We start from the raw sequence: 22,082 nt of genomic DNA on the forward strand, positions 1-22,082 counted from the left end.
TCTCATGATAAGATGGAAAAAAAGAGAAAGAGGAGATACACACATGGTTTCAATACAAAAAGGAACGATCGGCGATATTCCTTTCTTACTAGCTGAAAAAAAAGAGAATGCTGGAAAACCGTTGCCCCTATTTATTTTCATACACGGCTATACAAGTGCTAAAGAACACAATTTACATTTTGCATACTCACTCGCTGAAAAAGATTTTCGAGTGATCTTACCAGATGCATTACATCATGGGGAGCGAATCGTTGCAAATCCTCCTAAATCCATGGAGTATGATTTCTGGAATATCGTTCAACAAGGCATTCAAGATGTGAATCGTATTATGGAATGGGCAAAAGAAAATGAATTTGTTCTAGAGAATCAAGTTGCTGTTGGTGGAACCTCAATGGGTGCTATTATCACTTACGGTTCACTAGTCAACAATCCAACAATTACTGCTGGATGTGCACTCATGGGAACGCCAGCTCATGAGAAATTTGCAAGATGGCAGATCGAAAGAATTCAAAATGCAGGTTACGATATTCCTCTCACTGTAGAAGAGCTTGAGAATGCTATCTCTTCTTTAAGCGATTACGATCTAACACGTAATCTTGATAAACTGAACAACCGTCCATTGTTCATCTGGCATAGTGAGGTTGATGCGGTCATTCCTTATGAATTCGCAAAACCTTATGTGCAGACCTTAACTGAGAAAAATAGTGCTTCTGTGTATATGAACGACAAAACGTCAGGTCATAAAGTGTCACGTGCTGCCTATTTAAACGCAGTAGAATGGATTGCTAAACAATTAAAAACAAAAAAAGAAACGGTGTAAGGTTTACCCCGTTTCTTCTAGTTTAAGCCTATATGTTCTTTTTGGTTGATACATATGGTCGATTTCGTCAATTTGCTTTTGTAGAGAATGCATGATGCGAAGGGACCAAACTCCCTGTTCGTTTAATTCTTCTGGGATGTCGGTAATGGTTACTTTATAGCCGGAACGGTGGTAATATTCATAAGAAACCTTCATTCGATCAACATCCTTTCCATAATTTAAAAAAATAATAACAAAAATAAACATAAAAGTAAACTGAAAAGTGTTTATATTCTGAAAATTAAAGGAGTGGGAAAATTGGCAGTTACAAAACGTACACCACTACCTGTTGCTGAGGCAGTAAATAAAATCTTGAATCATACGAGGCTTTGGGGAATTGAAAAAATTTCGATCAACGAATGTGATAATCGGATTTTAGCAGAGGATCTAACAGCTACCCATGATGTCCCTCCTTTTAATCGTTCTCCTTACGATGGTTTCGCCATTCGTTCAGAGGATACCAAACATGCTTCACTCGATCATCCCATTACATTAAATGTAGTAGAAACAATAGGAGCAGGACAAGTTGCTGAACATGAAGTAAAAAGCGGAATGGCCGTTCGGATTATGACAGGTGCTAAAATTCCCGAGGGTGCTGATGCCGTTATCATGTTAGAACTAGTAAAAGAGCGTGTAGCAGATAACAAGAACCAAATCATAATAAAGCGGTCTGTCAAAAAGGATGAAAACATTTCTTTTCAAGGTGAAGACACACAAGAAGGCACGCTCTTAGTGAAAGCAGGAACTAAAATTACTCCAGGCATTGTGGCGATTCTTGCAACCTTTGGGTATCACAGAATTTCTGTGTACAAACAACCTGTCGTAGGGATTCTTTCAACAGGCACGGAACTTCTTGATGTAAATGAAGAATTGCAACCAGGGAAAATAAGAAATAGCAATGCATACATGTGTGCAGCTCAAGTAAGGGCGATGGGCGCAAAAATAAAACTCTATCAACATCGTGAGGACAACTTTGATTCTTTGTACAAAAATATAAAGGAAGCACTACAAGAAACAGATGTTTTGATCACGACTGGGGGAGTATCTGTTGGAGATTATGATTTCCTTCCAGAAATATACAAGAAACTAGGGGCAGAAGTTCTTTTTAATAAAGTTGCCATGCGTCCAGGCAGTGTAACTACCGTTGCGGTTTACGAAGATAAATGGCTCTTTGGTCTTTCCGGAAATCCGTCGGCTTGCTTTGTAGGTGCTGAACTTTTTGTACGGCCAGTTATTTTAAAAGGAATGAGTGTGTTAAAACCACACTGCAAGGTTACAAAAGCACTACTTTCAAAAGATTTTCCAAAACCAAATCCATTTACACGATTTGTTAGGGCTATTCTGTCTGAAGATATTGATGGAAACGTTGTAACACCTGCAGGGCTCGATAAGTCCAGTTCTGTTTCTTCTTTAATCGAAGCAAACTGTCTGATCGTATTGCCAGGAGGTACGAGGGGTTGGGAAACTGGTAGCGAAGTCGGCGTAATCACCTGGCATGGTGAAGGGAGTGAATGGCCGTGGGATCACCCGTTATTCTCCAAGTCGTCGGCTATCAAAACAGTGGAAAAACAACGCTAATCAGTAAAATACTAAAAGAGTTAGGTAGTCGGCATATACACGTAGGAGTCATTAAACATCATGGGCACGGAGATCGTGTAGATCCAAATGATTCTGGCAAAGATACAGAGCAACATCGAAGTGCTGGTGCGTCTATAACATGTGTTACTTCGACTGAGAACTCTATATTAACCATGAATTCGGAGTTACCCTTGAAGAAAGCCATTGCCCTATACGAAACACTTGAAATGGATTGTATTCTAATAGAAGGATATAAAAATATTCAGTTTCCTCGAGTCGTCCTTTTGCGAGACGAGATGGAAGATAGAGAAATTCTGATGAATTCTCATGATGTCATTGCATCTATCCATTCTGATAAACCTAACAGAGTCAATTTTCAGGAATCGAAAAGCCCCCATTTTATGAGGGACGATGAAGAAGGATGGAAGGACTTTTTAATCACCTATATCACTCGTGAACATGGAAAGGAGAGCGAATCATGAAGAAGTATAAGATAACTGCTGAACCAATAAACAATCAAGACGTTATTGATTCTGTCGTCCACCATAATGCAGGAGCAATTTCTGTATTCATCGGTACGGTTAGAGAAATGACAGGACGAAAACAAACGAAGTTCCTTCATTATGAAGCATATGTGCCGATGGCCGAAAAACAACTCGAAAGAATTGGATTGGAGATTCAAGAAAAATGGCCGAGTGCGATCGCTGCGATCACCCATCGAATCGGAACGCTGCAAATATCCGATATCGCAGTTACGATCGCAGTTTCCACTCCTCATCGTCAAGATGCCTTTGAAGCAAGTCGATATGCGATTGAGCGCATCAAGGAGATCGTACCCATATGGAAAAAAGAGCATTATTCAGATGGAGAAGAATGGGTAGGGAATCAACAAGGGACAAAAACCTATCCCGCTGGACATCCCGAGGAAGTAGTGAAATGATGATACACATTTTATTGTTTGCAAATTTAGCACAGCAAGCCGAAACAGAAAAAGTTTCGATAGAAGTAAACTCCACACTTAGCGTAGAAGAAGTAAGAACCTTGTTGCAACAAAAAGTTGGTAAACTGACTGGGATTGAAAATGCCCTAGTTGCTGTGAATGAGGAGTATGTAGAGTTAACGGATCAAGTGAAGGATGGCGATACCGTTGCTTTTATTCCACCTGTTAGTGGAGGTTAATGATTTGCAGATCGTGCAAAACAAACAACAACCGTTCAGAGTGCATCAGATAAGAGGGAACCTGTACTTTATTACTCTGCAGGTTCCTTTATGTTTTGTTTAAAGCATTTATAACAGAAATTCTGATTATTGATGATATGACCTTGAAAAAAACCGTCCATGCAATATAGATTCACACCACAAATCGCACAGATCCCTACCAATTCCTTCAAATCTTCATCTCCTTCGTTTTAAACGGTTTGACTTTTTCATACGTGGAAGCGCTGATGCTGGCTGTTTACGTAGCCATTTTAGGAACTTTTTTAGTTCAGGAGTATCTCTTAATTTTTCAATCGTGTAGTATAGTGATGCTAGTTCGGAATTTGTATACAAAAAATGGATCTGTTTATGACAAGGAACACAAAGGTTTGCCGTTTCAGAAAATCTGCCGCCTTCTTCTTTCGGAATCAAATGATGCAGAGTTAATTCAACGGGTTCCCTTCTACACAGCTCACATGTACCTTTCTCCACGGTATTATCCATCCCTTCAAGTTAGAATATATGTCTATAGATAAATGTACCATCTTCTTTTTCTCTGAATAGGATGTGGTAGAAGGAGGGGGTAATATGTATCCACAATCATATCCATATGGAGCATCACAAAATTTTGGTGGACAATCGGCAGGAATGGGTCGTTCTCCCATTAAAAAAATGTATAAAACATGCTTAAAAAACAGAAATCAGCATGTGCAATTAATGTTGATGGATGGTGCAACATATACAGGTTTTATAGAATATGTCGACCAGCAGAATGTCTATTTTGCCATACCTTATGTAGAAGAAACAAACGAGAATCGCAACTCAGAAGCGCAGTATGATGTAAGAGGATATCAAATTTATCGATGTATGTTTCCGCTTCATGCTGTGGCAGGAGTGAATGGAACGTTTTAAGGGAAATTTTGATGTAATCCTTCTTTTTTTAGCAAGAGTTATCAATGAGAGCGCGGGTAACCTATAAAAGAAAGGAGGGTACATCAACATATGGGGCAGCATAAACAATTTAAACACGGTCAGAAAGCACCCAATAACGGGATGTATGTAGAAATTGGTGAGACGGGAAGTATGGTAAATGATCCTCAACAGATTCATTTATCAGCAGGAGATCGATTCCCAGAAACAACGAATCATAACAGAGTTTGGACATATAAACGAAAGCCATAGCAAAAATAAAAACCCGGCATATAAACCGGGTTTTTATTTTTATATCTCTTCGCTTTTTGCTGGCAATAATTCACCAAGAATAGAAATAATAACTGTAAACACTACTCCGAAAATACAAGCTTTTACGAAATCGAATGTTCCGCCTTGCATTGAAACGAGCACATAAAAAATCATATTACTTAATAATAAAGACCAGATTAACGTCCAAATATAACGCATGCCACATTCACCTCTTTATGTAAACGAATTCTTTACCCTTCTGTATAGTAACAAAAGTTGAGATAAAGGGAAAGATTCTTTACGTAAATAATCGCCCATAAAGCCATAAATGTTAAAAATTTTCATAAATTGTTCAAGCTTAACAGGATAAGAGATGCATGCGAAGAAAAAGGTACTTATATATTACGGGTTTAAATGGAGGGATCTTTTAGTATGGAAGAAAAGTTGGAAGAATTAAAAGCGTTGGAAGAACAGGAAGAGGCGAACTTAACGGTAGAAGGAAAACAAATGTTAGAACAACTGAAAAAAGAACTAAATTCTTAGACAGATAACTTTAGCTAATTTGTTTCCCCTGCATACATTAGTTAAGAAAAGCGAATTCGAGGGGAGAAATGTGAGTATCGACAAACGCACTTTCCAAATAGACAATCAATGGAATATCATTCACCTACCAGAGCAACCGAATGGTTTTGCCGTTATGATCATCGGTGATTGCAGTCATTATGTTGATGAGCATACGAGTCTTTGGAAACAAAACACTGAACGTGCAAACCTCATCCAATCCCTCAAAAATCAAGGATATACCATCTTTTATTCTAATCTATACGGAAGACATTGGGGCAGTCCGAAAGCAGTCATCTTATCCAAAAGACTATACCACTATGTGATGAAGCATGAAATATTAAATCCGAATATACATTTGATCGCAGAGGGTATGGGATCACTTGTTGCACTGCGGCTCATGGAGGACATGGAAAAAAATATTCGCTCCGCCTTATTTATTAATCCATGTATTGACTTGCAGCACCATTTTAATCATGAAAGACAGAACCGCTTATTTTTTAAACGACTGATCCGAGAGATCATATCCGCTTACAATACCGAAGAAGATATTGAGTATCTAATGAATAATTTGCCTTCAACAGAGCACCTAAAAGCGACTACACCTGTTCAAATCTGGCATGCTGCTCGTGGTGTTGCCTTTAATTTCAAAGATCACTCTAGACCTTATGAAAAGAGAAGACAAGAAATAGCGGCACCGATCTCTCTCTCTATTCATGTTCCTGAGGCTACGTTTAATCCGGCTAGGGCCTTTCAAGAATATTTTAAGAATCATGAAAAAGTGTTATAGAAACCTCATTACGTGATTTATGTGATGGGGTTTTTGTGTGCAAAAAAAGTATCGTATTCTTATGGGTAACACCATAGGATAGTAAGAGGAGAAAAATGGACTGGAGGCTCTTACATGAAAAAGGCATTTGTAACAGGAGCGGCAGGGTTTATCGGTTACCATTTGTGCAGCCGTTTGTTGGATGAAGAAGTAGACGTCGTCGGCATAGATATGGCAGAATCTCCAGACCGGATTGATTTCATTGCTCGTCATGCCGGATTTAAATACCTTCCATATGATATAAACGAAACAGATCTTGAACCTCATACAAACGGGTGCGATGTTATTTTCCACCTCGCTTGTTCAGTCAAGCCAACAGCACCATGGGCTAATATAGAAGATGAAGTACAGCGTAACGTATCGGTTTTAAAAAAAGTCGCATCTTTAGCTAACAGTGAAACAAAATTGATCTATGTATCATCCTATGATGTGTATGGTAAACGTCAAGGAGATGTTTTGGAAACTTCGCCTAAGAATCCTGAATCGCTTTTTGGTCTTATCAAACTAACCGAAGAGAATATCGTGAAACAATTGGCTGAACAGCATGATTTCCCATTCGTTATCATGCGACTGCCGACAGTATATGGACCAGGTCAGCCTGAACATCATACGTACCAACAAGTGATTTCAATAGAAGACCAAGACCATGAAAGAAATGATTCGATTTCCAAAGATTCTGTTACGGAAGATGTTCTTTTTGTTGATGACGCAGCTGAAGCTTTATTTCTGGCAGGTAAATCCGCTGCAAAAAATGAAATCTATAACATATCTAGCGGCAACCAGAACCAATGGCTTGAAGGCCTTTCAGAATTAAAAGCAGATCAATTAACATTCAAAGAAAAAAGAAAGATGCGGATAAAAGGTGAGAAAGCGGAAACTGAACTCGGGTTTCGTGCTAAGACCAAAATAAAAGAAGGTATCATGAAACAGATTATGCATTTCAGGAATAGAAGTAAAAAATCAAAGCCGAATTCTAAAGAGATTTAACAAGTGAAAGGTGATCCTGGATGTTTACAGGATCGCCTTTAAATTTTTAATTTAGTGAATGACGTTGGTTGGAGAGAGGGTATGTAAAGGTCTCATCTTTGTCGTTATGTGTCGACTCGCCGATAAACGAGGAAAACTCGCTGAATTAATACAAAAACTCGCCGGATTATAATTAATAATTCTAGGATTATTTCTAAAAATTTTTGAATTCATTTTAAAGATACCCCAGCCAGTATAATGTATCCCCGAGATTACCGGGCAGGAGTAGATATCTATCGTGGAAAAAACAAAAAAATCACCGCGCTCTAGGAAAAGCTGCAAACTGGGCCGAAAAATAATCATAAAACGTTTATCCATCGCACATTTTTCTTTATAATAGGTAAGGGTTAATAACCCTGTACATATAGTGAGGGAGGATAAAAAGATGGATACAGAACGCAACATGAAATTTATGCAGATCGCTATGTCGCATATGCCAGAAGCACAAGCATTTTTAGAGAAAAAGGGAATTGAGATCGGCATGGAAGATGTTCAGCCGATGCTTCAGCTCTTAATGAACGTGATGAATGATGCTTACGAACTTGGAAAAGAAGAAAAATAAGAAGTTAACAAAGAAAAGCCAACCAGCTCGGGTTGGCTTTTTTTACTTCTTCTTGAACGCAGAAAAGATAGGGGAGATCTGTTGTGCGACTTTTACGGATTGGTCGATAACAGAAAAAATTTTATTGTAGTCTAAAGAGCCTTCCTGCGTTCGAAAAGAATGTAGAAATGGTCGAGGCATCGGTTGATGAAACGGTGCCGGCATACCTCGGAATCCAGGGCCACCGAAATGTTGTGGTGGTGGAAAACCTTGCTGCATGTGCTGTTGGTTTTGGCCCATTGGAAAACGTCCAGGAAACTGCGGAGGATACATCGGTTGCTGTCTAGCTTGAGGATTATGCATGTTGAACCACTCCTAATATCAATTTCACTAAACTTACATTTTTCTTCCATACAGGATATGCCCTACAGCTTATATTGGTGAAAGAAAAGAACTTTAACTAGACAAAATATAAGAGATATCATAAAATTAGTACCAGGTCATAATATTTGATTATAAAACAGTTTTTCATTTGTTTAGTAAATTTTTATTTCAAATTACTCATCTCAGTGAACGAGTAAAAAACTTTATTTAAAAATAAACGTAACCAAAGGGGTAATGTTATGAATGCAGGAATCATAGGGATGGGAAGCTATATCCCTGAAAAAATTCTAGCGAACTCCGATCTTGAAAAGATGGTTGATACTAGTGACGAGTGGATTCGTACTCGTACAGGAATCGTAGAACGCAGAATTGCAGAAGAATCAATGAAAACGTCTCATATGGCGAGATATGCTGCGGAAGAGGCAATAAAAGATGCAGGAATCTCTGCAGAAGAAATTGACCTTATCGTAGTTGCAACGGTTACACCAGATAATCCATTTCCGTCAGTTGCGTGTCAATTACAAGAATCCTTAGGTGCAAAGAACGCTGTAGGTATGGATGTAAGTGCTGCGTGTGCAGGGTTTATTTATGGTTTGGTCGTTGGAAAGCAGTTCATCGAAACAGGAACGTATAAGAATGTTCTAGTTGTTGGTGCTGAAAAGCTATCTAAGATCACGGATTGGAAAGACCGTAATACAGCCGTGCTATTTGGGGACGGAGCTGGAGCGGCTATCCTTTCTACTGTTAGTGAAGGCCGAGGAATCCTCTCGTTCGAACTTGGTTCAGACGGTACAGGAGCAAAACATTTGTATCAAAATGAATTCATTCATATGAACGGTAGAGAAGTTTTTAAGTTTGCCGTGCGTCAGATGGGTGAATCTTCCTTGAATGTTGTTCATAAAGCGGGATTGTCAAAGGAAGATGTGGATTTCTTAATTCCGCATCAAGCGAATATTAGAATCATGGAAGCTTCTCGAGAACGTTTAGAGCTGCCAAAAGAAAAAATGGTCATGACGATCGACAAATTTGGTAATACATCTTCAGCTTCAATCCCAATGGCATTAAAAGAAGCATTGAAAGATGGTAGAATACAAGAAGATCATACAATCGTACTTGTTGGATTTGGTGGAGGATTAACCTGGGGTGCTGTTGCACTTCGTTGGGGCCGATAAACATCAATTCAAGCAAATGTGTACAAAGGAGAGTTGGTTTTACAATGAAAAAAAGAGTAGTCGTAACTGGTCTAGGAGCCGTAACTCCTCTTGGAAACAGTGTAGAAGAAACATGGAAAAAGATTGTTGAAGGTCAAAGTGGTGTAGGGCCACTTACAAGAAGAGATAAAGAGAAATTTCCGGTTAAAGTTGCGGCAGAAGCAACAGAGTTTAACCCGGAAGATTTTATGGATAAAAGAGAAGCTCGTCGTATGGATCGGTTCACGCAGTTTGCGGTTGCTGCATCCATTATGGCTGTTAAAGATGCAAATCTAGATATCACAGAAGACATTGCACCCCGCGTAGGAGTATGGATTGGTTCTGGAATCGGTGGTATGGACACTCATGAAGAACAATTCCGTATCTTTGAAGCAAAGGGTGTAAGACGAGTTAGCCCATTCTTCGTTCCGATGATGATTCCAGATATGGCATCTGGTCAAGTTTCAATTACAATCGGTGCGAAAGGTATGAACTCTTGTACCGTAACAGCTTGCGCATCTGGTGCAAACTCAATCGGCGATGCGTTCAAAGTGATTCAGCGCGGAGATGCAGATGTAATGGTTACAGGTGGAACAGAAGCACCGATCACAGATATGGCACTAGCAGGGTTCTGCCAAGCAGGAGCACTTTCGACTAACCCAGATCCAAAAACAGCTAGCCGTCCGTTTGATAAGGACAGAACTGGCTTTATCATCGGTGAAGGAGCTGGAATTCTAGTTCTGGAAGAATACGAATTCGCGAAAAAACGCGGAGCTAAGATCTACGCAGAGATCGTAGGATACGGAGCAACAGGTGACGCCTATCATATCACTCAACCTGCACCAGGCGGAGAAGGCGGAGCGCGTGCGATGAGACAAGCAGTTGAAGACAGCGGTCTTGCTCCAGAAGAAATCTCTTACATTAACGCGCATGGAACAAGTACAGATTACAACGATAAGTTTGAAACAGCTGCGATTAAAGCTGTGTTTAACGAGCATGCTTATAAGATTCCGGTCAGTTCTACAAAATCAATGACAGGACACTTGTTAGGTGCTGCTGGGGGAATCGAAGCCATCTTCTCTGTAAAAGCGATTCAAGAGAGTATTCTTCCTCCAACGATCAACTATGAAACACCTGATGAAGAGTGCGATCTTGACTATGTTCCGAATACAGCAAGAAAAGCAGAAGTGAAAGCTGTGCTTAGTAACTCACTAGGTTTTGGTGGACATAATGCATCATTAGTGTTCAAAAAAATTGAAGAATAAGTCACGATCAAACCCCGTTTTCTTATGAAAGCGGGGTTTTGCATACTTCGAGTTAATTACCTTTATTTAGAATAAAAAGGACAACCTCTGACTATACTGATTTTAAATACAAATCGGCAAAAAAAGTGAGGGGTACAGATGTTATATTTACGTGATGTTTGGGTCAACTGGTTTGAAGGAGAAGAGAACGGCTATAACGTTTGTGAGTTTCATGAATGGAGAAAAGACGATTATATTGAACTATTGGATCAAGTGCCAATCATTAAGATTGAATCTACACTTTTTCATTACATCGAAAATGATTTAAATGATCTGCCGGATTCTCTCCTTGAAGAGGTGCACCAGAAAGCTTATGTCAGAAAGAACAACCAACGGGTACAACTTGAACATTGTTTTATTATTACGGATGAAAAGAAATCTCTCATCATAGATACGATGGGTTATAGAATACCAATCCGCAAGAGCAGACTCATACCAAGACAAGAACAGCTTGTATTTGAGATGGCAGAGCAGACGGAGACAAAAGTATATACGTTCAGTGAAAAACAGTTAAGTAAGGAATATCACATCCTCTCACCAAACCCAGACAGCATGAGGGGGTTGACTCGCAAAGAGAGACAGCTGAAGCAACTATTATTTATGGCCCTAGATCAGCTTCATTCAACAAAAAACGTTGCTGAGATGAGATACTGGTGTACAGAATGGATGCCAGAGCAATACGGAAGAATTCAGAGGATGGATTTTGACGAAGCGTGGGATGCGTTATACTGTGAACTAAAAAGCGGATGGTCGAAACAACATATGGATATGTGTGAGCGATTGGTCAAAGGACAACCATATTTTGAAAAGATTTGGGAGCTTGAGAACGGTACACAAGTGAACTAAGTACGAAAATCAAATCGTTCTAGAAATGATAAAAACCAGCAGTTGATCGAAAGACCACTGCTGGTTTTTGTTTATGCTTTTAGACTTAAACACGTTTACGAGCTAATCCCATTGCTCGCTCCGCTTTGTTCAATGTTTTGTTCGCCACACGATTGGCTTTTTCAGCACCTTGATCAAGAATGTCATCTAACTCAGTTGATGCTAAGTATGCATGATAACGTTCTTGGATAGGCTTAAGTACATTGATGATAGCTTCTGCTACACCTTGTTTAAAGTCGCCATATCCTTTGCCTTCATATTTCGCTTCAAGAGATTTGATGCTTTCTCCTGATAACTGTGAATAGATCGTTAAGAGGTTTGAAATACCCGGCTTGTTTTCTTTGTCATAAGCCACAACACCTTCTGAATCAGTAGTAGCACGCTTAATTTTCTTTAAGATAACAGATTCATCATCAAGCATAGAGATGAATGAGTTTTGATTCGGATCCGATTTACTCATCTTTTTCTCAGGATCCACGAGTGACATGATTCTAGCGCCTTCGGAAGCAATGCGTGGCTCTGGAATCACAAAGATTTCCCGGTATTTCTTATTAAAACGTTCAGCGATGTCTCGCGTTAACTCTATATGCTGTTTTTGATCATCTCCTACAGGAACGATACTCGTATTATAAAGAAGAATATCTGCTGCCATAAGAGGGGGATAGGTTAGTAACCCAGCAGATACAGCCTCTTTACCTGTAGATTTATCTTTAAATTGAGTCATGCGCTCTAATTCCCCGATATAAGAAACACATTGCATCATCCATCCCATCTTCGTGTGAGCAGGAACTTCAGATTGAATGAATATTGTCGACTTTTCAGGATCGATTCCTGCTGCTAAGTAAAGTGCAGCTAGGTTTCGGCTGTTTCTTTTTAATTCAACTGGATCTTGAGCTACAGTAATAGCATGTTGGTTAACCACGCAGAAATAGCACTCATGCTCATGTTGAAGTTCAACAAAATGCCTCATCGCTCCAATGTAGTTACCGATCGTTAAATTTCCGCTCGGCTGAATGCCTGAGAAGATTACAGACATGATTCATCTCTCCTTTGTTTTTAAAATCAATATAAAAAGGCCCACTCGTCGCCTCATGCAAGGGACGAATGGACCGCGGTGCCACCCTTATAATTTTCAAACATACAGAAAATCACTTTAACACGTACAGGAAAATCCGATACGCTGTCCATTATATCGTGCGGACATCTACACGTCTGAGCCTACTATAAAGGGTTCGGTCAGAATGCTCAAAAGCCCATTCCATCATGATTCACTACCTGTTCTCACCAACCACAGGCTCTCTGAAAGCTTCACATCATGTACTCTTCTTTCTCATCGCATATAACATTTATTTTTTGTAGTATACACAAATTACAAAAGATATGCAACGGCTATCGTTATTAAGGATAAAAGTAAACCACTATAAAGAAATGATTTCATAAAAGAAACGTTTACACGCTCTGATAATTGAAAGTTCGTCTTAAATGAAATCTCATCATCAATTTCTGGAGCTCTCGATAAAGCCTTAGCTACTCTTTTAAAACTGTAGGAAAAGAAATCAAAGAAACCACCTTTAACTACATAGAGGGCAAGACCGAAAAGAGCGATGGACAGTGAAAAATAAAATAGTGTATTAATGTATTTTTCAAGAGTAAAAGGTCCGGGAGTAAATAAACTAGCTCCTAAAGCGATAAGAATCGGAAATGCTGATATAATCAGGATCCTTTTAATAAGTAAATTCATTATATATTGCCTCCATCTAGTAAGAATTACACCATAAACATTAAGAAATGTACCATATTTTTTGAATTATACCGTCAGACTTTATCCCCATTGTAACAAATGAAATATAAATCTGACGAATTATCTTATAAAGTGAAGCATGTTCTATCCTCGCATAAAATCGAGAATGTAATAATCATGCTAGTTTACATATAATTTTGGTAAAATTTGTAGAATTATCAGAAAATAAGACTGCAATACTAATAGGTATATGTACCTATTTTTTGTTAAGGAAAAGTAAATATAATAGGCTTTTTGTAAAACTCTTAAAAAAAATAAATGCACAATTGTTTGAAAACTTGTATAATCGAACTTGTAGATAAAATGTCTGATAATTCTTGATGCTTTTATCTGCTAACAATTTAACAGGATAAAAAGGGGAGGTCGACTCATGAAGAAGTCAAAATGGTCATTACTTCTTACACTAGTACTTGTACTAAGCATGTTCTTAGCTGCATGTAGTGGTGGAGACAAAGACAAGGCAAGCGATTCTAAAGGCGGCGAAGGCGATAAGCCAACTGAAAAGCCAAGTGAGCCACAAGTACTTAACTTGCTTGATGCAGAGGAAATTCCTTCAATGGATTCTTCGCAAGCAACTGATGCAGTATCTTTTGAAGTAATGAATAACGTAATGGAAGGTTTATACCGTCTTGATAAAGACAACAAACCGACTGCAGGTGTTGCTGAAAGTCATGAAGTTAACGAAGATGGAACAGTTTACACATTCAAGTTAAATCCAAACGCTAAATGGAGCGATGGATCTCAAGTTGTAGCGAAAGACTTCGTATACTCTTGGCAAAAAGCATTAACTCCAGATACACTTTCTGAGTATGCTTACATCATGGGACCTGTTAAGAACGCTAACGCGATTCAAACTGATGGAGACCCATTATATGGTAAAGTAGATCAGTTAGGTGTTAAAGCAGTTGACGATACTACTCTTGAAGTAACTCTTGAAGCTCCAGCTCCTTATTTCCTAGGACTAACTGGATTTGCAACGTTCTACCCGCAAAAAGAAGAGTTTGTTAAAAAACAAGCTGATAAGTATGCATTAGAAGCTAACACACTACTATACAACGGTCCTTTCGTACTTAGCGAGTGGAAACACAACGAAGGATGGCAGTATAAGAAAAACGATAACTATTGGGATAAAGACAACGTAATGCTAGACGAGATCAACGTTAAGATTGTTAAAGACGTTGCTACAGGTGTAAACCTTTACGAAACTGGTCAAACAGATATCGCTGGTCTAAGCATGGAATATGTTGATCAATATAAAGATAACGAAGACCTATACACGCGTGGAGAAGCGTCAGTATTCTTCCTACGTTTAAACCAAAAATCAGAAGTACTTAAGAATGCAAACATCCGTAAGGCAATTGATATGGCTTATGATAAGCAATCTATGGTAGATGTACTTCTTAACAACGGTTCTACTCCAGCTTACTATCTAGTTCCTGGTGAGTTCACTCCTGGACCAGATGGTGAAGACTACCGTAAAACGAACGGTAACTTTGGTGAGTACAACCTTGAAAAAGCAAAAGAACTTTGGGCTAAAGGTCTAAAAGAAGTTGGAAAAGATTCTGTAGAGCTTGAACTATTGAACTATGATACAGATGGCGCTAAGAAAATGGGTGAGTTCTTCAAGAACCAACTTGAAAAGAACCTTCCTGGAATCAAAGTTAATATCAAAGCACAACCGTTCAAACAAAAGCTTGAACTTGAAACAAAAGGTGAGTATGACTTCTCATATGCTGGTTGGGGACCTGACTACCAAGATCCAATGACGTTCCTTGACATGTTCGTAACTGATGGAGCTCATAACCAAATGGCATATTCAAACCCTGAGTATGACAAGTTAATCGAAGGTGCTAAGAAAGAAACAGACGAGAAGAAGCGTTGGCAGATGATGCTTGATGCAGAAAAAGTTCTTTTCGACGATCAAGCGATCTCTCCACTTTACCAACGTGGTGTAACTGGACTTCAAAAGCCATATGTAAAAGGACTTGCTCATCACTTATTCGGAGCAGATACTTCTTACAAGTGGGCTTATATTGAAGGAAAGCAATAAGTAGCTAGTAAAAACGAGTAAATAGTGTTTCTCAGGAGAGTACATGTATTCCTGACATGTACTCTCTTTTTTGCCTTGAAATCAATATTTGGAAGATATATGGAAATATCAAAAGAAATCAGAAAATGTCGAAAAAAAAATATTTTCTATTGATATAAAATATTTTGTCCCTTAAGATAGATATTACAGAAAGATTTCAAAATATTAAGTTTGAAACATTTGGGGGAGGTGCGTGTAATGTTGCGTTATATTTCTAAGCGAGTGTTTTCCATGTTTATTACACTGCTGATCATTGCAACACTTACATTCTTTTTAATGAAATTATTACCGGGTTCTCCATTTAACAATCAAGAAAAGTTAACTGAGACCCAGCGTTATGCTCTAAACGAAAAATACGGGTTAAATGACCCGGTGCCTGTTCAATATATTAATTATTTGGGTAAATTGGCACAGGGTGATTTAGGATATACGTTTCAGTTTGACGGGCGTACCGTTAACTCTATGATCGTAAATGGAATGGGACCTTCTGCAACAATTGGTTTTGAAGCTTTAATCTTCGGAACATTGGTAGGATTGTTTCTAGGAATCATCGCAGCCCTTAGACACAATTCATTTGTAGATTATGGTGCCATGATCGTAGCTGTTTTCGGAATTGCAATTCCATCCTTTGTTTTTGCAGGACTATTACAATATTACGTAGGTGTAAAATTAGGATGGCTACCTGTAGCGTTTTGGGATGGACCAAAGTATCACATCATGCCTGCATTCTCTTTATCCGTTGGAGTAATCGCTACTGTAGCACGTTTTATGCGAACTGAAATGCTTGAAATTTTAGGTACAGACTATATTTTAATGGCTCGATCTAAAGGTATTAATAAAAATGCAGTCATCATTAAGCACTGTGTACGTAATAGCATGATTCCAATCATTACGATTTTAGGGCCAATGGCTATAGGACTTATTACCGGGTCACTTGTTATCGAAAACATCTTTGCGATTCCTGGAATCGGTGAACAGTTCGTAAAAAGTATTAACTTGAATGACTACCCTGTAATCATGGGTACAACTCTATTTTTCAGTTTCTTAATTGTAGTCATCATTTTGATCGTAGATATTCTTTATGGAATTATCGATCCTCGTATTCGTGTAGCAGGAGGTAAATAAGAATGAGCATGTCAGAAAGAAAACTTACACCAGATTTATTTCGTCCTGCAAATTTAGATTCTAATAAGAGTGAAGAGATTTCTAAGCCGAGCTTAAGTTTTTGGCAAGATGCATCTAGAAGATTAAGAAAAAACAGGGGAGCGATGATCGGACTTTTCGCAATTGTTTTCATCATCATATTCTCACTAATAGCACCATCTTTAAGTAAGTATGGAATGGACGATCAAGAGCTGATGAGAGCTAATCTTCCTCCAAAGATTCCTGGACTAGAGAAAATTGGATTTCTTGGGGTAGATGGAGTCGATATTCGCGGTGTAGATCAGTATGAAATGAAAAATGTTCCGAAAGATCAAAACTTTTGGTTTGGTACGGATCCACTAGGTCGAGATCAGTGGGTACGTGTTTGGAAGGGTACTCAAATCTCGCTTTACATCGCTTTTTTAGCAGCAACTATTGATTTAATCGTAGGTGTAGCTTACGGTGGAATATCTGCATTTTATGGCGGCAGAGTGGATAATGCGATGCAGCGTGTCGTAGAAGTTCTTTATGGTATTCCGAATCTTGTGGTAATCATCTTGTTCATTATCATACTCGATCCCGGGATATTATCAATCACGCTAGCCCTCGTTATTACGGGTTGGATCGGAATGTCACGTATTGTTCGTGCACAGATATTAGCATTAAAAGATCGTGAATTCGTTCTTGCATCACAAACACTAGGCTCTACTAGTGGAAGGTTGATTACTAAGCACTTGTTACCTAATACGCTAGGTGCGATTATCGTTACGAGTACGTTTACGATTCCAGGCGCGATTTTCTTCGAAGCATTTTTAAGCTTTATCGGTTTGGGGATTCAGCCACCGACTGCATCACTAGGAGCATTAATTTCTGATGGATTTAGATCATTAAGAATTTATCCACACTTAGCAATCTATCCGGCTTCTATCATGTGTATTTTAATGATCAGCTTTAACTTACTAGGTGATGGTTTGCGTGATGCACTAGATCCTAAGATGAGAAGATAGGAAGGAGATTTTTAAATGGAAAAATTATTAGAGTTAGATAATTTGCATGTCTCCTTCCACACGTATGGGGGAGAAGTTAAAGCCGTTCGCGGAGTTAGCTTTACACTAGATAAAGGTGAATCACTTGCAATCGTTGGAGAATCAGGTTCTGGTAAATCTGTTACTTCCAAAGCGGTTATGAGATTACTACCAAACAAAATTGGTTCTATTAAAGAGGGAGCTATTCGTTTTCAAGGAAAAGATCTAGCGAAAGCTACTGAGCGCGAAATGGAAAAGATTCGTGGTGCAGAAATTTCAATGATTTTCCAAGATCCGATGACATCTTTAAACCCAACGATGACGATTGGTAAACAAATCATGGAAGGGCTTCGCAAGCATCAAAACATGAGCAAGAGTGAAGCGAAAGAACGTTCGATCAACCTATTAAAACTTGTAGGAATTCCTAATCCGGAACTTCGTGTGGATGAGTATCCTCACCAATTTTCAGGTGGAATGCGTCAACGTGTAGTTATTGCCATAGCACTAGCTTGTAACCCTAAAGTATTAATTGCTGATGAACCGACAACAGCTCTTGATGTTACGATTCAAGCCCAAATTTTAGATTTGATGCGTGACCTACAAGATAAAACAGGTACAGCAATTATCTTGATCACACATGATTTAGGTGTTGTAGCAAACTTGGCTCAACGAGTTGCCGTAATGTATGGAGGCATGGTAGTTGAGACAGGTACGGTTGATGAGATTTTCTATAAACCGAAGCATCCATATACATGGGGATTGCTTGCATCAATGCCTAAAATCAACTCAGAATCTAAAGAACTATTAGCTATTCCTGGTACACCGCCTGATCTAATGAATCCTCCGAAAGGATGTCCATTTGCAGCGCGTTGTCCATATGCCATGGAAGTATGTGTGGAACATATGCCTGAAGCAACTGATGTTACTTCATCACATAAAGCAGCTTGCTGGTTACTTGATGAGCGAGCTCCAAAAGTTGAACCGCCTGAAGAGGCATTAGTTGGAGGTGCTCGTTAATGTCAGTAGTAGAAAGAGAAAAATTATTAGAAGTTAAAAACCTTAAAAAGTATTTTCCGGCTGGGAAAAAAGGTGTCTTAAAAGCTGTAGATGATGTGTCCTTTGATATCTATAAAGGTGAAACATTAGGACTTGTAGGTGAGTCTGGCTGTGGTAAATCTACGACAGGTCGTACGATCATCCGTCTTTATGATGCTACTGAAGGTGAAGTAGTATATGAAGGTGTAGATGTTCATGATAAAAAATCTCGTTCTGAATTAAAGAAGTTTAACCGTAAAATGCAAATGATCTTCCAAGATCCGTACGCTTCTCTAAATCCGCGAATGACGGTTAAGGATATCATTGCTGAAGGAATCGATATTCATGATTTGGCAAAAACAAAGAAAGATCGTGAAAATCGTGTTTATGAACTACTTGAAACAGTTGGATTAAATAAAGAGCACGCAAACCGTTATCCACATGAATTCTCAGGTGGGCAGCGTCAACGTATCGGGATTGCTCGTGCACTAGCGGTAGATCCAGATTTCATCATTGCCGACGAACCAATTTCAGCTCTAGACGTATCCATTCAAGCGCAAGTTGTTAACTTGATGATGGAACTGCAAAAAGAGCGTGGACTTACTTACCTATTTATTGCCCATGATCTATCTATGGTTAAACATATATCCGATCGTGTAGGTGTAATGTACCTAGGTAACATTGTAGAGCTTACAACAAGTGATGAGCTTTATGAAGAGCCGCTTCACCCGTATACACAAGCTCTTTTATCAGCGATTCCGGTTCCGGATCCTGAACTTGAAAGAAGCCGTGAACGTATCATCTTAGAGGGAGATGTTCCTAGTCCGATCAATCCTCCAAGTGGTTGCCGTTTCCGTACTCGTTGCCCACATGCAATGGATGTGTGTGCAGCTGTTAAACCTAAATGGCAAGAAGCTAGAGAAGGACATTGGGTAGCATGTCACTTATATGATGATGAAACAATGAAACAAGGGCAACACTAATACACAAAAAAAGCAGTTTCTCTAATGATAGAGAGCTGCTTTTTTTGATTCTTTTAATTTATTCATTGCTCCGACGAGCCAGATTGAACCTTGTACGAGTAGAAGAAGTGTAGTTAAAAGCCCATCAAAGAATATGAGTTTACTAGTGTTGAAATAGGCAAGTTGTTTTAAGGAGCTTTCAATCGTTAAAGAGAGTATGGGTAAAGAGTAGCCAAAGAACATAAGAATAGCTATGATAAAACCTACTATATAAAGAGATGCAAATCGTTTAGTCTGTTTGACTTCAGACTCTGGAATTTCATCCAGTCTTGAGTCGTTTCTTTTTAGTCGTTGAGTAATATAGATTTTTGCATTCTCGTGCAAATTACTTATGTTAAGTCGATTTGTTAAGACGTAGTATAAATCCGTCCGTAAAAATACGAAAAAATGCCAACAAAATTTAAATGCTAAGATCAAAGTTATTAACTTCGCATATGACACTAAGAAAGAATTTGAGGAAGATAGTTGAACCACGAGAGCACTAAACAACAAAACACTGTCAAACATGATTCCCCCAAAGAATGCTACATATCGCTGTTTCTTGTTTATCGACCATAAGTTTGTCATATTCGCTTCTACAACTAGCCAGTACATCCTTAAGCTAAGTTGAAACTTAACAGGCACATTAAACTTGGAAGCTGCTAAAAAATGCCCAAATTCATGAATGAAAGTTAAAAACCAAGAAGTTAAAAATACGATTAAAAAATTTATTCCCATATAATCCAAAAGGAAAAAATCATTCGTATGGGGTGTTATCTTTGGGTTCATGAAAATAAGCAGAAGCGATGTTAGGAATAATAAGCCATAAACCATGTAGGCTATACGGTTAAAAAATAAATGAGATACAAAATCAATTATTTTCGAATTTGATTTTTGTGTACTATCCTTTAATAATTGTTGATCATCCACTTTGAATACTAGATCTAACTCTATTAAGGTTTCAATAAAATCTAAAACATCTACTTCTGGATTCATTTTTTGAGTTGCTTCTATTGTATTCGTTCCATTACACATTTTGATAACTTCTACCGCTTCACTAGGAACTTTAATATAGTTCTCAGTTTGAGGATCCCCGATGATATATTCCTCTCCATCTTCTTGTATAGAAAGCTTTAATAATACTATGGAATTGTTGTTTATATTCATGAGAACACATCCTCTACTTGAGCCATTTGAATTAATTCTTTAAATGAGACAGGTTCTTTAAAGATGTGTGGATTTGAACAAGTCGGACAATTGGTAGCTTTCAAGATGGGAAACTTCTTGTAATCAATACCATCAAAATTATTAATATCAGCTGTAAAAGATTCTTCTCGTTCATTTAGTGACAATATATGTTTACTAATTTCAGTTGAGAATAGGCTGCCCATTAAAGCAATGTTAGGAGCGTAAGCAGTATTGCGGCCGGAAAAATTGTGGGTTGAAGCACTTAAAATCTGCTTATCAAATCCTTCAACTGATTTTATTGATTGGATCAAGTAGCAATCAAAGCATGAACCGCTTGGAACAATTTTTTGCAAAACAACTCTTGTATTCGTAACGCCACCTTGTAAGTAAGTTTTATTAAGGTGAACACATGCTGAGTTGACCCATCTTGATGAAGTGATAGGTGGTTGGTCGATTGCATTAATTACAACATCAGCTCGATCAATTATGGATAATAAGTCTTTTGCGTTCGTTACTTTCATGTTATGCATTTCTATTTCAATCTCTTTATTTATTTTTTTTAGTCTCTCTTCGGCCGCTATGGTTTTCAGCTTTCCAAGATCATCTTCTGAATAAAGAAATTGTCTGTTTAAGTTACTTAATTCTACTGTGTCGTAATCCAAGCCGATAATCTTACCGACACCCATTCCAGCTAGACTTGCAGAAATTAAACTACTGCCACCAATACCAAGTATTGCTACAGTCGAACCATTTAATTTTCTTTGGAAAGATTCACTTGGCGTATGTAGATTTGAATGAAATGAAAAGTAGTTTAGATTTGCTCTATATCTTTCCTGCTGATTCATATTTAGATTTGAAATTGTGTCTGCATCTTCTAAGAGAAGATATTCATCTAAAGCTGAAATTCCATCAATTACTTCATCAACAGTTATATTCAAAGTTTGAGATAATTCTTCTATGCTCTTATTTCCGTCAAGTGAATGTATAAATTTTTCGACGGATAAGTCTTCATCTTCAATCTCTAATGCTTCACTCTCAAAGCCTATTCTTATCTTGTTATCGATTCTCACGATAGGTTTATATATATTCTTGAATTTAGGTTTCAAAACAATCACCTCATTATTAATAAGGCAGGGACCGCCTTCATTCAGGCGATCCCTGCAAATTACTTAAGCATAGTGGTTAGCAAGTGGAGCAAGCTTTTCAACTTTTTTGATTTTGATCTTTTTCAAAATAATGACCTCCTTTATTTTTGAATTGTTGT

26 protein-coding genes and 1 other annotated feature are annotated in these 22,082 nt (G+C 38.3%); of the genes, 18 read left to right on the plus strand and 8 right to left on the minus strand.

All coding sequences use genetic code 11. The features are described 5' to 3' along the window. The first annotated feature begins 43 nt into the window (after window positions 1-43). Window positions 44-820 (plus strand): alpha/beta fold hydrolase, encoded by a 777-nt coding sequence (locus ABE65_RS07360; RefSeq protein ID WP_066393056.1) that lies wholly within the window; start codon window positions 44-46, stop codon window positions 818-820. Window positions 821-823: 3 nt separating this feature from the next. Here the strand turns inward: ABE65_RS07360 and ABE65_RS07365 are convergent, their stop codons facing one another. Beyond that, window positions 824-1,015 (minus strand): hypothetical protein, encoded by a 192-nt coding sequence (locus ABE65_RS07365; protein WP_066393057.1) that lies wholly within the window; start codon window positions 1,013-1,015, stop codon window positions 824-826. A gap of 102 nt (window positions 1,016-1,117) precedes the next feature. On the opposite strand from ABE65_RS07365, the gene glp reads away from it, so the two are divergent. The 4 genes from glp to moaD are packed head-to-tail and all read left to right on the plus strand — an operon-like array spanning window position 1,118 to window position 3,616. Further along, window positions 1,118-2,437, plus strand: coding sequence for a molybdopterin molybdotransferase MoeA (glp, locus tag ABE65_RS07370; protein WP_066393058.1), 1,320 nt, complete (start codon window positions 1,118-1,120; stop codon window positions 2,435-2,437). Next, window positions 2,377-2,919, plus strand: coding sequence for a molybdopterin-guanine dinucleotide biosynthesis protein B (gene mobB / locus ABE65_RS07375; RefSeq protein ID WP_066393062.1), 543 nt, complete (start codon window positions 2,377-2,379; stop codon window positions 2,917-2,919). The genes glp and mobB overlap by 61 nt, the downstream gene beginning before the upstream one ends. Beyond that, on the plus strand, window positions 2,916-3,377 hold the full coding sequence (locus tag ABE65_RS07380) for a molybdenum cofactor biosynthesis protein MoaE (protein ID WP_066393065.1): 462 nt from the start codon (window positions 2,916-2,918) through the stop codon (window positions 3,375-3,377). Before mobB ends, ABE65_RS07380 begins: the two co-directional genes overlap by 4 nt. Then, window positions 3,377-3,616 carry a molybdopterin converting factor subunit 1 gene (gene moaD, locus ABE65_RS07385; RefSeq protein WP_066399897.1) on the plus strand — a complete coding sequence of 80 codons (240 nt, stop codon included), beginning with the start codon at window positions 3,377-3,379 and terminating at the stop codon, window positions 3,614-3,616. Before ABE65_RS07380 ends, moaD begins: the two co-directional genes overlap by 1 nt. A 216-nt stretch (window positions 3,617-3,832) precedes the next feature. Here moaD and ABE65_RS07390 read toward each other — a convergent pair whose 3' ends face one another. Then, window positions 3,833-4,126 (minus strand): HNH endonuclease, encoded by a 294-nt coding sequence (locus ABE65_RS07390; RefSeq protein WP_416202865.1) that lies wholly within the window; start codon window positions 4,124-4,126, stop codon window positions 3,833-3,835. 96 nt (window positions 4,127-4,222) lie between these two features. Here ABE65_RS07390 and ABE65_RS07395 point away from each other — a divergent pair, with 96 nt between their 5' ends. Beyond that, complete coding sequence (locus ABE65_RS07395; RefSeq protein ID WP_066393070.1) at window positions 4,223-4,546, plus strand: hypothetical protein; 324 nt, start codon at window positions 4,223-4,225, stop codon at window positions 4,544-4,546. A gap of 90 nt (window positions 4,547-4,636) precedes the next feature. After that, complete coding sequence (locus ABE65_RS07400; RefSeq protein ID WP_066393073.1) at window positions 4,637-4,816, plus strand: YjzC family protein; 180 nt, start codon at window positions 4,637-4,639, stop codon at window positions 4,814-4,816. Between the two features lie 39 nt (window positions 4,817-4,855). Here ABE65_RS07400 and ABE65_RS07405 read toward each other — a convergent pair whose 3' ends face one another. Beyond that, window positions 4,856-5,035 carry a YjzD family protein gene (locus ABE65_RS07405; protein WP_066393075.1) on the minus strand — a complete coding sequence of 60 codons (180 nt, stop codon included), beginning with the start codon at window positions 5,033-5,035 and terminating at the stop codon, window positions 4,856-4,858. Between the two features lie 394 nt (window positions 5,036-5,429). Here ABE65_RS07405 and ABE65_RS07410 point away from each other — a divergent pair, with 394 nt between their 5' ends. The 3 genes from ABE65_RS07410 (at window position 5,430) to ABE65_RS07420 (ending at window position 7,794) form a co-directional block, all read left to right on the plus strand. Further along, a complete protein-coding gene (locus ABE65_RS07410; RefSeq protein WP_066393077.1) occupies window positions 5,430-6,167 on the plus strand; it encodes a hypothetical protein in 738 nt (245 codons plus the stop codon). 114 nt (window positions 6,168-6,281) lie between these two features. Then, window positions 6,282-7,193: an NAD-dependent epimerase/dehydratase family protein gene (locus tag ABE65_RS07415; RefSeq protein ID WP_066393078.1), complete on the plus strand. Its 912-nt coding sequence runs from the start codon at window positions 6,282-6,284 to the stop codon at window positions 7,191-7,193. A gap of 424 nt (window positions 7,194-7,617) precedes the next feature. Then, the gene (locus ABE65_RS07420; RefSeq protein ID WP_066393080.1) at window positions 7,618-7,794 is read left to right on the plus strand and encodes a ComZ family protein; all 177 of its coding nucleotides are present in this window, start codon (window positions 7,618-7,620) and stop codon (window positions 7,792-7,794) included. Between the two features lie 42 nt (window positions 7,795-7,836). Here the strand turns inward: ABE65_RS07420 and ABE65_RS07425 are convergent, their stop codons facing one another. Next, window positions 7,837-8,136, minus strand: coding sequence for a YppG family protein (locus ABE65_RS07425; protein WP_066393082.1), 300 nt, complete (start codon window positions 8,134-8,136; stop codon window positions 7,837-7,839). 260 nt (window positions 8,137-8,396) lie between these two features. Here ABE65_RS07425 and ABE65_RS07430 point away from each other — a divergent pair, with 260 nt between their 5' ends. The 3 genes from ABE65_RS07430 (at window position 8,397) to ABE65_RS07440 (ending at window position 11,497) form a co-directional block, all read left to right on the plus strand. Further along, a complete protein-coding gene (locus ABE65_RS07430) occupies window positions 8,397-9,329 on the plus strand; it encodes a beta-ketoacyl-ACP synthase III (protein ID WP_066393088.1) in 933 nt (310 codons plus the stop codon). Window positions 9,330-9,373: 44 nt separating this feature from the next. Continuing rightward, a complete protein-coding gene (gene fabF, locus ABE65_RS07435) occupies window positions 9,374-10,612 on the plus strand; it encodes a beta-ketoacyl-ACP synthase II (RefSeq protein WP_066393090.1) in 1,239 nt (412 codons plus the stop codon). A gap of 138 nt (window positions 10,613-10,750) precedes the next feature. Beyond that, window positions 10,751-11,497, plus strand: coding sequence for a YjbA family protein (locus ABE65_RS07440; protein WP_066393092.1), 747 nt, complete (start codon window positions 10,751-10,753; stop codon window positions 11,495-11,497). Between the two features lie 85 nt (window positions 11,498-11,582). Here the strand turns inward: ABE65_RS07440 and trpS are convergent, their stop codons facing one another. Then, window positions 11,583-12,572, minus strand: a complete 990-nt coding sequence (trpS, locus tag ABE65_RS07445; protein ID WP_066393094.1) for a tryptophan--tRNA ligase — start codon at window positions 12,570-12,572, stop codon at window positions 11,583-11,585. A 57-nt stretch (window positions 12,573-12,629) separates the two neighbouring features. Beyond that, window positions 12,630-12,879 (minus strand) — a binding site (T-box leader). 26 nt (window positions 12,880-12,905) lie between these two features. Further along, window positions 12,906-13,277: a DUF3899 domain-containing protein gene (locus tag ABE65_RS07450; protein WP_066393097.1), complete on the minus strand. Its 372-nt coding sequence runs from the start codon at window positions 13,275-13,277 to the stop codon at window positions 12,906-12,908. 430 nt (window positions 13,278-13,707) lie between these two features. On the opposite strand from ABE65_RS07450, the gene ABE65_RS07455 reads away from it, so the two are divergent. The 5 genes from ABE65_RS07455 to ABE65_RS07475 all read left to right on the plus strand — a co-directional run bounded on the left by ABE65_RS07455 (window position 13,708) and on the right by ABE65_RS07475 (window position 19,612). Beyond that, a complete protein-coding gene (locus ABE65_RS07455; RefSeq protein ID WP_066393098.1) occupies window positions 13,708-15,387 on the plus strand; it encodes a peptide ABC transporter substrate-binding protein in 1,680 nt (559 codons plus the stop codon). 237 nt (window positions 15,388-15,624) lie between these two features. Then, window positions 15,625-16,551 (plus strand): oligopeptide ABC transporter permease, encoded by a 927-nt coding sequence (gene opp3b, locus ABE65_RS07460; RefSeq protein ID WP_066393100.1) that lies wholly within the window; start codon window positions 15,625-15,627, stop codon window positions 16,549-16,551. Window positions 16,552-16,553: 2 nt separating this feature from the next. Next, window positions 16,554-17,576, plus strand: a complete 1,023-nt coding sequence (gene opp3C / locus ABE65_RS07465; protein ID WP_066393102.1) for an oligopeptide ABC transporter permease — start codon at window positions 16,554-16,556, stop codon at window positions 17,574-17,576. Window positions 17,577-17,591: 15 nt separating this feature from the next. Continuing rightward, window positions 17,592-18,611 carry an ABC transporter ATP-binding protein gene (locus ABE65_RS07470; RefSeq protein ID WP_066393104.1) on the plus strand — a complete coding sequence of 340 codons (1,020 nt, stop codon included), beginning with the start codon at window positions 17,592-17,594 and terminating at the stop codon, window positions 18,609-18,611. Beyond that, window positions 18,611-19,612, plus strand: a complete 1,002-nt coding sequence (locus tag ABE65_RS07475) for an ABC transporter ATP-binding protein (protein WP_066393108.1) — start codon at window positions 18,611-18,613, stop codon at window positions 19,610-19,612. The genes ABE65_RS07470 and ABE65_RS07475 overlap by 1 nt, the downstream gene beginning before the upstream one ends. 21 nt (window positions 19,613-19,633) lie before the next feature. On the opposite strand, the gene ABE65_RS07480 is transcribed toward ABE65_RS07475, so the two are convergent. Further along, window positions 19,634-20,797 carry a zinc metalloprotease gene (locus ABE65_RS07480; RefSeq protein WP_066393111.1) on the minus strand — a complete coding sequence of 388 codons (1,164 nt, stop codon included), beginning with the start codon at window positions 20,795-20,797 and terminating at the stop codon, window positions 19,634-19,636. Further along, window positions 20,794-21,924 (minus strand): HesA/MoeB/ThiF family protein, encoded by a 1,131-nt coding sequence (locus tag ABE65_RS07485; protein ID WP_066393114.1) that lies wholly within the window; start codon window positions 21,922-21,924, stop codon window positions 20,794-20,796. Before ABE65_RS07485 ends, ABE65_RS07480 begins: the two co-directional genes overlap by 4 nt. Window positions 21,925-22,082: the final 158 nt, after the last annotated feature.

It is taken from the genome of Fictibacillus phosphorivorans, assembly GCF_001629705.1.
In the GTDB taxonomy this organism is placed as follows: domain Bacteria; phylum Bacillota; class Bacilli; order Bacillales; family Fictibacillaceae; genus Fictibacillus; species Fictibacillus phosphorivorans_A.